Source organism: Pedobacter sp. Hv1 (assembly GCF_001412215.1).
GTDB lineage: Bacteria > Bacteroidota > Bacteroidia > Sphingobacteriales > Sphingobacteriaceae > Pedobacter.
The window spans coordinates 436,656-449,460 of sequence record NZ_LLWP01000004.1 but is presented as its reverse complement, the minus strand read 5'-3'; the positions used below and the strand labels follow the sequence as shown (position 1 = coordinate 449,460).

At 37.3% G+C, this 12,805-nt stretch carries 12 protein-coding genes; 10 read left to right on the top strand and 2 right to left on the bottom strand.

Going from position 1 to position 12,805, the window contains the following annotated elements; all coding sequences use genetic code 11:
* The first annotated feature begins 716 nt into the window (after nucleotides 1-716).
* The 10 genes from gyrA (at nucleotide 717) to AQF98_RS09760 (ending at nucleotide 9,971) form a co-directional block, all read left to right on the top strand.
* Nucleotides 717-3,296, top strand: a complete 2,580-nt coding sequence (gene gyrA / locus AQF98_RS09800; protein ID WP_055131756.1) for a DNA gyrase subunit A — start codon at nucleotides 717-719, stop codon at nucleotides 3,294-3,296.
* A gap of 29 nt (nucleotides 3,297-3,325) precedes the next feature.
* Entirely contained in the window at nucleotides 3,326-4,408 is a 1,083-nt protein-coding gene (locus AQF98_RS09795) for a lipopolysaccharide assembly protein LapB (protein WP_055131755.1), read from the top strand.
* A gap of 81 nt (nucleotides 4,409-4,489) precedes the next feature.
* Nucleotides 4,490-5,623, top strand: coding sequence for a lipopolysaccharide assembly protein LapB (locus AQF98_RS09790; protein ID WP_055131754.1), 1,134 nt, complete (start codon nucleotides 4,490-4,492; stop codon nucleotides 5,621-5,623).
* Between the two features lie 235 nt (nucleotides 5,624-5,858).
* Entirely contained in the window at nucleotides 5,859-6,266 is a 408-nt protein-coding gene (locus AQF98_RS09785) for a helix-turn-helix transcriptional regulator (RefSeq protein ID WP_055131753.1), read from the top strand.
* An 18-nt stretch (nucleotides 6,267-6,284) separates the two neighbouring features.
* Entirely contained in the window at nucleotides 6,285-6,458 is a 174-nt protein-coding gene (locus AQF98_RS22435; RefSeq protein WP_161805860.1) for a HEPN family nuclease, read from the top strand.
* Nucleotides 6,455-6,661 carry a HEPN family nuclease gene (locus tag AQF98_RS22360; RefSeq protein WP_255352926.1) on the top strand — a complete coding sequence of 69 codons (207 nt, stop codon included), beginning with the start codon at nucleotides 6,455-6,457 and terminating at the stop codon, nucleotides 6,659-6,661. Before AQF98_RS22435 ends, AQF98_RS22360 begins: the two co-directional genes overlap by 4 nt.
* A 3-nt stretch (nucleotides 6,662-6,664) precedes the next feature.
* The gene (locus AQF98_RS09775) at nucleotides 6,665-7,444 is read left to right on the top strand and encodes a restriction endonuclease (protein ID WP_055131751.1); all 780 of its coding nucleotides are present in this window, start codon (nucleotides 6,665-6,667) and stop codon (nucleotides 7,442-7,444) included.
* 148 nt (nucleotides 7,445-7,592) lie between these two features.
* Nucleotides 7,593-8,411, top strand: a complete 819-nt coding sequence (locus tag AQF98_RS09770) for a Shedu anti-phage system protein SduA domain-containing protein (protein WP_055131750.1) — start codon at nucleotides 7,593-7,595, stop codon at nucleotides 8,409-8,411.
* Nucleotides 8,408-8,641 carry a hypothetical protein gene (locus tag AQF98_RS09765; protein WP_055131749.1) on the top strand — a complete coding sequence of 78 codons (234 nt, stop codon included), beginning with the start codon at nucleotides 8,408-8,410 and terminating at the stop codon, nucleotides 8,639-8,641. The genes AQF98_RS09770 and AQF98_RS09765 overlap by 4 nt, the downstream gene beginning before the upstream one ends.
* A 1-nt stretch (nucleotide 8,642) precedes the next feature.
* Nucleotides 8,643-9,971 (top strand): hypothetical protein, encoded by a 1,329-nt coding sequence (locus tag AQF98_RS09760; RefSeq protein ID WP_055131748.1) that lies wholly within the window; start codon nucleotides 8,643-8,645, stop codon nucleotides 9,969-9,971.
* Nucleotides 9,972-9,996: 25 nt separating this feature from the next.
* Here the strand turns inward: AQF98_RS09760 and AQF98_RS09755 are convergent, their stop codons facing one another.
* Entirely contained in the window at nucleotides 9,997-11,292 is a 1,296-nt protein-coding gene (locus AQF98_RS09755; RefSeq protein ID WP_055131747.1) for a reverse transcriptase domain-containing protein, read from the bottom strand.
* Between the two features lie 660 nt (nucleotides 11,293-11,952).
* Entirely contained in the window at nucleotides 11,953-12,780 is an 828-nt protein-coding gene (locus AQF98_RS09750) for a metallophosphoesterase (protein ID WP_082434962.1), read from the bottom strand.
* Between the last annotated feature and the right edge of the window lie 25 nt (nucleotides 12,781-12,805).

Sequence of the window (12,805 nt, the reverse complement as noted above, 5' to 3'; positions counted from 1 at the left end):
TGCGGCTCCGTGTTCGCTGCAATCAGGTTTAATTGACAAGGGCATTTCGCTAGGAAACTGAACGCTCAAAAAAGACACTGTTTTCTGTGTGCTAAACCCGATGGCAGCGGCACGCAGTAGAGCGTACAGCGGGGCTATCGGAACCAAAGAACCACAGGTACTTCTTTTCCGAAATGAAGAATGATCAATATTTGCTCCTAATAATGTTTAACAAATGGATTAGCAAACGATAGTCAGTTTCTCTTCGCAAAGTCAGTCCTGCTTTCCGCTTTACTTCGCCTGCGGCTCCGTGTTCGCTCCAATCAGGTTTAATTGACAAGGGCATTTCGCTAGGAAACTGAACGCTCAAAAAGGACACTGTTTTTTGTTAGCTAAACCCGATGGCAGCGGCACGCAGTAGAGCGTACAGCGGGGCTATCGGAACCAAAGAACCACAGGTACTGCTTTTCTGAAATGAAGAATGATCAATATTTGCTCCTAATAATGGATAAAAATCTATTTTGCTACTAATAAATGACCTATTTTTTCTGATCAGAAGAAGGATTAAATGTTGGAACTGACAAGAAATCATTCGGTTAAAAATTACCCTAAAAACTCATTATCCCCAAGGGTAAAACTTTTCCACATAAAGGTGCATATTGGCGCATATTTTATTAAATTCGCAAGGTTATAGTAAAACCTAATTTAAATTCGCTTTTTAGCGAACAATATTATTTATGGCAGAAGATTTAGAAAATCAAGAGAACGACAAAATTATTTCAATAAACATAGATGAGCAGATGAAATCTGCTTATATCGATTATTCAATGTCGGTTATCGTAAGTAGGGCATTGCCTGATGTGCGTGACGGCTTGAAACCAGTACATCGCCGTGTTTTGTATGGTATGTTAGGATTAGGTTTGGGTGCAGGAAAACCTTATAAAAAATCTGCACGTATTGTTGGAGAGGTATTGGGTAAGTATCACCCACATGGAGATTCATCGGTATATATGACCATGGTACGTATGGCACAGGAGTGGAGCTTACGTTATTTAATGGTTGATGGACAAGGTAACTACGGTTCAGTTGATGGCGATTCGCCTGCTGCTATGCGTTACACCGAAGCAAGATTTAGTAAACTTGCTGAAGAAATGGTAGCAGATATCAATAAAGATACTGTCGATTTTCAGTTAAACTTTGATGACACTGAGCAAGAGCCAAGTGTACTTCCTTCTAAAGTTCCGAACTTATTGATCAATGGATCGTCTGGTATTGCCGTAGGTATGGCAACTAATATGGCACCTCACAACCTTACAGAGGCCATAAATGCAACAATAGCATACATTGAAAACAATGAGATTACGATTGCAGAGTTGATGAAACATATCAAAGGTCCTGATTTCCCTACAGGAGCTATTATTTATGGCTATACAGGTGTACAAGATGCTTTCGAAACAGGTAGAGGTCGTATTGTAATGCGTGCCAAAGCAGAAATAGAAACTGTAAAAGACCGCGAAACCATTATTGTAACCGAAATACCTTACCAAGTTAATAAATCTCAAATGATTGAGCGTACCGCTGAATTAGTGGGCGAGAAAAAACTGGAAGGTATCTCCAACATCAAAGACGAATCTAACAAAGATGGTATCCGCATCGTTTACGAAATTAAACGCGATGCCAATGCGAGTATCGTTTTAAATAACTTATACAAACAAACTGCATTACAAACATCTTTCAGTGTAAATAACATTGCTTTGGTTCATGGCCGTCCGCAAATGTTAAACCTAAAAGACTTAATTCGTCATTTTGTTGACCACAGACATGATGTAATTGTTCGTAGAACGAAGTATGAATTAGCAGAAGCAGAAAAACGTGCACATATTTTAGAAGGATTATTAATTGCTTTAGATCATATTGAAGAAGTAATTAAATTAATTCGTGGCTCAAACACACCAGAAGAAGCGAGAGTTGGCTTAATGGAGAAATTTGGTTTGAGCGACATCCAGGCTAGGGCCATTTTGGATATGACCCTACGTAGGTTAACCGGACTGGAGCGCGATAAGATCAAAGAAGAATATGCAGAGTTGATGAAAACCATCGAATACTTGAAATCTATCTTAGCTGACGAATCTTTACGTATGCAAATTATTAAAGATGAATTGGCAGAAATGATTGATAAATATGGCGATGAGCGTAGAACTACAATCGTTCACTCGGCAGAAGACATGAGCATGGAAGATTTCATCGAAGACGAAGAAGTTGTAATTACCATCTCGCACGAAGGTTATATTAAACGTACCCCTGCTACAGAGTACCGTACACAAGGCAGAGGTGGTAAAGGCGCTAAAGGAAGCGATTCTAGAAATGAAGACTTTATAGAACATTTACTAATTGCCTCTAACCATAACTACATGTTGTTCTTTACCGAAGCTGGCCGTTGTTTCTGGTTAAGGGTTTACGAAATTCCGGAAGGAAGCAGGTTAAGTAAAGGAAGAGCATTACAGAACATTATCAATATCCCTAAAGAAGAAAAAGTTAAAGCTTATATCAAGGTTGTAAATTTAAAAGACCAAGATTATTTGGAGAATAACTTTATCATTATGTGTACTAAAAAAGGTACCATTAAGAAAACCTCTTTAGAAGCTTATTCGCGTCCACGTGTTAACGGTATCAATGCCATTAACATTAACGAAGGCGATCAATTGCTAGAAGCAAGTTTAACAACGGGTAATAGTGAAATTGTAATGGCCTTGCGTTCTGGTAGAGCAATTCGCTTTAACGAAAGTACGGTTAGACCAATGGGAAGAACGGCTACGGGCGTAAGAGGCGTTACTTTGGCACATGATCAGGATGAGGTTGTGGGTATGATTGCCATTAACGATGCTGAGGCAACTGTTTTGGTAGTATCAGAAAAAGGATATGGTAAACGTACTGATATTGACGATTACCGCGTAACCAATAGAGGTGGTAAAGGTGTTAAAACAATTAACGTAACCGAAAAAACTGGCGCATTAGTTGCTATAAAAAATGTAACAGATGCTGATGACTTGATGATTATTAACAAATCAGGTATCGTTATTAGAATTGTAGTGAGCGAATTGAGGGTAATGGGAAGAGCAACGCAAGGTGTTCGTTTAATTACTTTAAAAGGTAACGATGAAATTGCATCTGTAGCTAAAATTGAACATGAGGATGAAGAAGTAGAAACTTTAGCAGAAGGAAGTGAAGATTCTACGGAAACCGCAAGCCCAGAATCAGATGAAAAAACTGATAATGATAACAATACTGATACCGAAGAAAAAACTGAAGAGAATTAATATAATTTAGAAAAAAAATTAAAAAGAACATGAAAAAATTACTTTTAAGTATATTGATTGTAGGTAGTGCTACATTTGCCAATGCTCAAAAGAGTGAAGTTGCAGACGCAAAAAAGAAGTGGAACATTTTCGCATTTGCAGGGATAAGTCAGGCTTATGATAAAAAAATGACTGCTTTGAATGATGGATTGGTGAATACCGATAAAGCGATTGCCAACGAAAAATCTAAAGATTTACCAGAAGCTTGGGTATATAGATCTTTATTTGCTTCGGCCATAGCAATAACTGATACTGTAAGTGAAGCAAACTCATTGGCTAAGCAAAAAATTGCAGAAGAAGCAATTGTTAAAGCAAAAGCATTAGATACAAAAAATGCAGACAAAGACAATATTGCAACTGCAGAAATCAATATTCGTAATGCAGTTTTTGGCAGAGGGATGAGAGCTTATAAGAGCAAAGACTATCCAACTGCATTAAATGTATTTGAGCAAATGATTGTTTTTAATCCTCAAGATACTGCTATGTATTTAAATGCTGGTGTTACAGCTAAATTGGTTAAAAATTATCCAAAAGCGATTGGTCACTTTAAAAAAGTAATTAGCTTAAATTCTCCAGACTCTAGAGCGCTTTATGCTGAAATTATAGACATGACCTTGAGAGAACTAAAAGATACTGTTGCTGGTTTGGCAGAGGTAAAAGCTGCATTAGTTAAATTCCCAGAAGATGGCGATTTTATTGGTACTGAAACAGATATCTATATTGCCAAAGGTGATATTGCTAAATCTCAAGAATCATTAAGCAAATTAATTGCTAAAGATCCAAATAAAGCAGTTTACCATTACTTAATGGGTGGTACCTATTACAAACAAGCATTGAACATGCAAGATGAGAGAAAAAAGATAGATTCTAAAAAAGTAAAAGAATTTAATGCAGCAACTGCAAAAATGACCGAATTAATTGATCAGTCTTTACCTTTCTATAAAAAATCTTTAGAAATCGATCCTAAATTTGTACCATCGTTAGAAACGTTGAAACAGATTTACGCTTTCAAAAATGATACTGCAAATTACGAAGATATCAAGAAAAGATTGGATGCTATTCCAGCAAACTAAACCAATTGAATAGATTTAAAAAGAGGGGTAATTATTATCCCTCTTTTTTTTTGACTATTTTTGTGTTAAATAGCTTGGTACATGAAATATAGAATATCCCTTTTATTTGTTTTTATGCTTGGTTTTGAGGCTTTTGCGCAAAAATCGCAAGTACAATTGGCGCAAAATAGCGTTGGTAAACTGCAAGCAAGCATTGCAGCTAAGGCCGATGTTAAAAAACAATTGAGCATTATAGGAGAGGGGATCAAAGCAATTGAAGTGGCCCAAAATGATAAAAAAACCAAAAATTGGCCAGAAACCTGGGCAACAAAAGCTTATTTGAGTTCGTACGTTGCCATTATTGATGATAACGTGGCTAATGCTGATAAATATTACGATCTGGCTGTAGAAGCTGTTGATAAAGCAAGCAAACTGGATAAATTTCAAGACAATTCTGGTTTAATCAAAGCATCAACCTACAACATCAACATCAAAAAACAAACAGAAGGAAATAGGGCATACCAACAAAACGATTTTTTTACAGCTTTTAACCTATTGAAACAAGTAAGCGACTATTTGCCTACAGATACAACTTTAGCTATAAATGTGGCTTTGTGTGCGCAAAATATCCAATCGTATGATGAAGCCTTGAACTATTTCAAAAGAGCTAAAGAAAATGGAATTAGAAATCCGGTGGTATTTCAGCACATGGCCAATATTTATGCCTCTAAATTTGAAAGCGAGATAGCCATAAAAATATTGGATGATGGTTTAAGACTCAATCCTTACCATCCATTTCTAACTAACGATTACATCAATTTGTTGCTCGATAATGAAAAATACGATAGAGCCATGAAAGTGATAGAAACTTCTATAGCAACAGAAAAGAGAAGTAAATTATTGCTGTTTTTATTTGGTTATTTACAGCAATCGCAATCCAATAATGCTACAGCAGCAGAACAAGCTTATAAAAAAGCTTTAGATATCGACCAGAACTATTTTGATGCACTTTATCAATTAGGATTGGTTTATGTCAATTATTCAAATGATGCCTTAAAGCAAAAAAACAAACAGAAATTTACTTCCTATATCAATCGATCAGAATTTACTTTGTTACGTGCATTAGAAATTAATCCTAACGATCGGAACACCATTCAATTGCTCATAGAAATCTATACCAGAAAAAATAGGTTAGATAGAGTTCAGGATTTAAAACGAAAACTTAACGAATTTTAATAGGCATTTATGGCAGTGTAGGGTTGGTTCTAAATTTATTACTTAACATAATATTTATTATAGGACAAAACGATCAACGCGGCTGCATAAAGGATTGATCTTCAGTTTATAAGTAACGGTCTTGTATGCCGCATTATACCAATGCACTTTGGCTGATATTTTTATTTGTTTTACTGGTAATTTACTGCGGGAATCCGTAATTTACACGGAAGAAAAATTTTAGATTTGCCTTATTATGACAAACACCGCCAACCCGAAGCACATACACCAGGGCCGCAACATTAAGCGTTTCCGCGAAATGATGGGCCTGAAACAGGATGCCCTGGCCTCTGAGCTGGGCTACGACTGGAACCAACAAAAAGTATCGCTACTGGAGCAAAAGGAAACCATCGAAACCGATATATTAAAGCAGGTATCTGCCATACTGAAAGTACCTGTTGAAGCCTTCGAGAATTTTGATGAGGAACAAGTTGTAAATGTTATTTCTAATACGTTCAATACGCATGACCAATCAAACGGAATGAATGTATATCCTACTTTCAATTTCAACCCTCTTGATAAAATGGTTGAGCTGTATGAGCGTATGCTAGCGCAGCAAAAGGAAATGATTGATAGGTTGGAACGGTTGATGGAGAAAAAATAGATACTAATATTATTTAAAATGGGCTATCCAACAATTGATCAGTTTGACATTAAATTTATTGAGCGCACAAAGCAAAATGTTGCAAGTTTTAGTGGCCCTAATAAGTTTACACACCTATTGAACTCCTTGATAGGATTAATATTCGTTCCTCACGAATTTAATAATAAAGGAAAAAGAAAGGCGACCTCTTGAGGTTGTTCAGAAACTCAATTGCCCACCAGAACATAACACCCGTTGCAGAAGGAGACGAATGGCAAGGGATTATTATAAAGAATTATAGAAACAAAACAGACACAGCTAATGGGTTTTTTAATTTTGAAGCATTCTTAAACCAAAAAGAGGTAAGGCTTTTTGCAACCTTAATTGCCGATGAATATTTAAAAAATGCTCAGTAATTTATGGAAAACTATAGCCAAAGGCATAAATACCAACCGGGAATGACCTGTTCTGTAGACGGATGTGAAAATCCGGCAGAATATGAAGTTGTCTTGTATGATTTTTATGATTATTCTTCTGGACCTACAACTTTCTATGAGCAAGATTATACCTGTCCTTTTCTTTGTCAAACACACTTAAATATTAATGAAGAACAGGCAGTAGGAGAAAGACGTCCAAGGGGCTCAGTGCGCTATCCATATACAAATCGTCACAACTCACTAGGCTATTCAAAATACAACCCTCTAAAAGATGTTTATCCACAGTTCTTTTCTGCTGGTGAAGCAGAAAATGCTTCTCAGATACAGATTGATTTAAATGAGATTAACGCTGAACTTATCTCTTACTTAGCCAAGCATCCAGAATATCTTAGACATCTTAACGCCAGAAAGTTTGAAATGCTAATTGCTGAAATTATTAGAAGCAAAGGATACGATGTTACTTTGACACCTCAGACACGTGATGGCGGAAAGGATATAATTGCATTGTATAAAAGTCCATTTGGACATCAAATGTTTATAGTAGAATGTAAAAGATATCAGGAAGATAATAAAGTTGGCGTTGAATTAGTAAGGGGTTTGTATGGGGTTAAAATGGCTGAAAGGTATAATCAGGCGCTATTAGTTACAACCTCAACTTTTACGCCGGATGCGCAAGAGTTTGTTAAACCTTTGAAATTTGAATTAGAGTTAAAAGATTATAATGACATAACAAATTGGTGTAAGGAGTATAGCAAAAAATAAATCGATGAGCTAAGAATAAAGAAAGCAATAAAATAGGTAGAAATGAATAGAAAACTCACAACCAATTCAAGGCTTGTAAACGAATTATTTGCAAGTTATATAAGCACATTTGCTGCGTTTAGCGAATTGATGAATAATTCCAATTGATATGCTCTACCAAAGGAACTATTTTGAACTAAGCCCAAACGAAATTAGTCAGCTCGATAAAGCAGAAAAGTATTACAAGAAAGCGCTTAAAAAAAATGATGGTGGGTTAGATGGTGCAGAGTTTATCCGCTATCACGAAATGTTGCCAAATGCCTATTACAATTATAGTTCGTTGTTTCCCAACAACCATATTCTGTTTGATTTTGAGAAGCATGGCAAGGTCATCGGGCAAAAGCTTGAAGGTTTTGCAGCGTTGGTAGAGGCTGAAGAAACGACCGAACGTGATATACTGAACTATATCCGCACAACCGAAAGCTACTTTATACTCGAAAGCCTGCTTATGGATTTCTATACCGGAAACCATGAAGCCTACCTGTTCCGGGAATTTGCACTTCCTCCCAACTACATTGTCGATTTTCTATTAGTGGGCAAAAACTCTGGTGGTTATGAGTTTATCTTTATCGAGTTCGAAAGCCCCAATGCCGATATAACATTAAAGGATGGCAATTTGGGTGTGGCATTTCGCAACGGTATTAAACAGATTGAAGATTGGGACCTATGGCTTGAGAGTAATTTTTCGAGCTTAAAGAACGTGTTTAAGAAATACAAAAACCCAGACGTTGATTTGCCCGAAGAGTTTTACGAACTGGACAAGACAAGGATACATTATATTGTAGTGGCAGGAAAGAGAAAGGATTTTACGCCCAAGACTTATAGACTGAAGAGAAAAAACATAAATGGTGTAAAAATATTGCACTACGATAATGTTCTTGACCAGGCAAATTTTTACGTGTACCATAGGCATAAAATACAACCATGAAGAATTTGCTAAAACTCCATGAAGCTGTGGCCGTGGTCTTATTGGGTAAACAAAACAGAACCTCCACATTCGAGGAGATTGCGCAAGAAATAGAGAACCGCAACCTCTTTCCAGAAAGGAAAGGCGGCATTACACTGGCCGAGCAGATAAAACTGCGAACGTCTATCAGCTCTAGTCGCTACAAGCACATGTTTGACTTTAGCAAGCCTAATCTGCTAACCCTAAAATAGTATGAGCGACAAAATCGAAGACAACTCGTCATTTAAAAAATTTGACAAAAACATTAAAAGCATTAAAGCCATAAAACAGATTGCGTCTTTATTTTCACCCTTTAGCAAGGATGCAAAGGACATCTCAAAACTGTTTGCAGGTATGGATAATATTGAACAACAGTTTAAAGCGCTTTCCAAAAGTCCAGACGAGTTCAATAGTTTGTTTAGCGAGCTGGGATGGATAGCCCACGAATCGATAAACCACGACCTGATGTTGGAATGCATAGCTTTAGCCAAGAACAACGACATTGCAGCGGCCGAAGAGAAACTTGCGGATTACTACACTTCTGACGTTCTTAAACACCTCTCTCATCAGCTTAAAGGCACCAAAGAGTTTTACCCACGCTATCCACTTATCAGGCTGGCTTACGAAGATACTATAGCAAAAAGGTTTCATGCCGCAGTTCCATTGATCTTGATGATTATTGACGGCGGTGTAAACGATATAGATAAAAACAAAGGCTTTTTTACAGAAAGTACCGACCTTACTGCTTGGGATTCTATTGCTGCCCATAGCTCTGGCCTTACTAAGCTTAGAGACATTTTCAACAAGGGAAGAAATAAGACCAACGAGGAAGAAATACGTCTTCCCTACCGCAATGGAATTCTGCATGGCAGGGATATTGCTTACGCAAACAAGTTTGTAGCCGGTAAATGTTGGGCCGCACTAATGGCCATAAACGATTGGGCAAAGGCCCTGAAAGATGGTAAGAAAACGCCTCCCAAAAAAGAAGAAGAAAAAGAATCAAGCCTTAAAGAAATACTGGAAAACCTAACAAATGTTTCAAAAGAATTTCAAAAGCACAGGGAGAAGATAGACGAGGGCAAAAGGCTTATAGATAACTGGAAGCCGAGGAACCTGATAGTAGGTACGGATATACCTGCAAGTGGTAATGTAGGCGATTACGAGGAGTTTACTCCTGAAAGCGACGCCATAAAATTTATGCATCATTGGCAGAAAAAGAACTATGGTGCAATGGCAAAGCAGGTAAGCTATTATGCAAAAGACGTAGTTCTTAGCAAAGAAGCGGCCAAAGTAAGAGGTTTCTTTGATGGCAAGTTGCTTAAAAGCTTTGAACTAAAGAAGGTGATAGATTGTGCTCCGGCGATTTCGGAAGTATTTATTGATGTATGTTTTGAGTTTGAGCAAAAGAAGTACAAGCTCGATCTAAAACTAAGGATGATTTATCAGAACGAAAAGAAAGAGAACCTGATTTTGGGGCAAGAAAATGGAGAATGGAAATTCGTAGATACATCCTTCTTTAACCAGGTAAGCTATCCAATATAATATTTTCGATTGTTCCTTTCCACCTTTATACGTGAGAAATAGTAGGGTCTATTGGAGGTCGTCTCAATTTTAGAATATCATCACAAAATGGTACCCCTGAGTTTTGGCGCTGCAGTTTTGATAAACATTGCCCACTACCTAATAAATTACCCGATTTGTCTTTCTTTCTGAATTTCCCTTTGACTCTTCCCTTTGATTTTGTAGAAAATACCCAATTGAGACGTTCTAATCCATTTAATAAGCCTTGATCCATTTCTGAATCAATTTCATCGAAATATCTTTTCAGATCCGTATAAGAGTAGGTAGAAACCCAACCATCGAGCGAATTGCGTAGCTTGAGCAATAAGGTGTATACATCTTTAACCTTAGGGGCGTTACATAGTTTGCGTATAGTATCAATATATCGATTTACACTTTTTCGGCTCGGAAAAATCTTGTCGCCATCAAACGCTACAGAAAGAAAAGAAAAATCAATGCCTGGAGCAGGTGCAACAATTCGTGTTTTGGCTCCTGCTTCGCTACTTAAGGCATGTAATTTCAACCCGAGTTGATCTTCCAAAACCTCTAGAGAAACTTTGTGTGCCCGCAGAGCTTCATTTTCGTCTTTACACATCACAATGAAATCGTCTGCGTACCTAATGAGCTTAAACCCTTGGCTTACCATTCGTGCATCGAAGCTTCGTAAGAAAAAGTTAGAAAACAACGGAGATAGTGCATTGCCTTGTGGAATGCCACCTGTAGTAAATAGTGGATGGTGTTCTGATTTAATTTTATCCAAACCACCAACCGGCTGACTTATACCACTGCGGATAAGCTCATTTATACTGGTATCGGGCAAATGGGGGAAAATATCAAGTAATAACTGTTCTTTGTTTACAGTGGGAAAGAAATTGATAATGTCGGCCTCAAATACCACTTTGTAACCTTCCGAATAGTATTGTTGCATGGCCTCAATAGCCTTTTGAACGCCTATCCCCTTTTGATAGGCAAAGCTTACATTCTTACTTTGTTCTAATTCTTTTTGAAGATGTTCTTCCAGTAATATTGCAATACCTTTTAATACAATTCTATCTTCTACTTCTGGTATCTGGAGTGGCCGGAATTTGCCATTATCCTTCGGAATAGCATATGCCCTGGTTGGAGAAAAATCGTACTTACCATTTTTTAAGCGGTCTGCAAGGGCGGGTATTTTTGTATGAAGATTTTTTCGGTATTGATCAATATTTTCGCCAGATATACCAAACGACTCCGGGTTACCTTTATTTATATTCTGCCATGCTTGTTGAAGCAAAAATTCTTCCGAGGCTAATTTATCTAGCATAAAATCAACATACCTAAAATCTTAGTGTAACGTCTTAGATTGACAAAATATATGTCAGTGTGACAGCATTACATCTAGACACAGCCCCCATGACCTTTATGACTAAGCAAATCATTTGCAGCCACCATAACAGGTTTGAGAGGACTCGGGCAATCGTGCCAATTGATGACTTGCGCCGTCGCTTGACAAAAAAACTCAATACTAGTATGTTATCAAATTATGTTCCATGATTAAAATTGCGTCATAATGTCAGAAATTGGTTTGTTCTATTAAACTTCCCCAACACCCAAGCCCCATGGCGGAGCCACGGGGCTTGGCATAACGTTATTACTGCACATGGTAACGGGCACATTGTTAATAATTTGGGCGTGCCCCCTGCCCTTTTAATGTTTGTACTGCAGGTAAGTTTTCACATGAGCAGGGGTCGGGCTATCCGCTTGTAGTCCTCGCCATTTCGTGCCTCATGGCTGTGGGCTACCCGCTTCTATCCCTCACGCAGGAGAACTTATCTTCGGGGGCAATAAAGAACAACTTTAAAGGGCAGCTACGTTAACATAATGCAATACATTATAAGACAAAATGTATAAATCTTTTTTATAGTAGTTTGGCTGTCAGCAAACCGTTTGTTATCAATGTTATAAGAGTTTGTCAAGACGGCTATTAACCTCTTTCTAAATTAAATATAGCGATTTCGGCCCTTGCCCCAAATCTTGCAGGGAAAATGCTCGTGCCAATGCCTTTTGAAACATAAAGTTTAGGTATATTATCGTTATACCAACCTTTAACATATTTGCCACTGCCTTGCGGTAAAAATGGAATGAAACCAAAAAAGTTGAATTGGCCACCATGTGTATGTCCAGAAAGGATAAAATCGACTTTCATGTTATTGGCAAGTTGTGCAGAAATTTGCTCACTATACTGTGGGCAGTGGTTCAAAATAATGTGGTAATCGCTTTCTCTATATTCTTTTATGGCAGCAGTAAAGTCTGGTTTACCTCCAATAAAGTCATCTACGCCGGTTATTGAAATTGTTCTGTTTCTAAAAGCGTAACTTACAGTTTGGTTAACGAGTAATGTACAATTGTTGTTTTCATAAACTTTTTTCAGTTCATTTAAATCTATACTGCCCCAGTATTCCCAATTCCCCAGAATTGCCACTTTTTGAATGTTTTTATCAATCAGCTTCAAAAATTCATTCAATAATGGAACATGCTCTGCCTTATCTATCGCATCTCCAGTAATTAAGATCAGTTCTGGTTGCATCTTATTAAGTTGAGCAGTTAACCGTCTCAATTGATAATTAAGCGACTGCAGATGTAAATCAGAAAGCTGTACAAGTTTTATGTTTTCAGTTTCTTTAGTTGCTTTGTCGAAAAAGAATTCGTTTATTTCTATGAAAAATTTTTCTACCCAGAACATGTCAGCAATTAAGGCACAAAATGCCACAAGAATACCACCTTTAATAAATTTTCTTCTTGTTAATCCCATTGTCTGCTACTTGAGATGGTACATA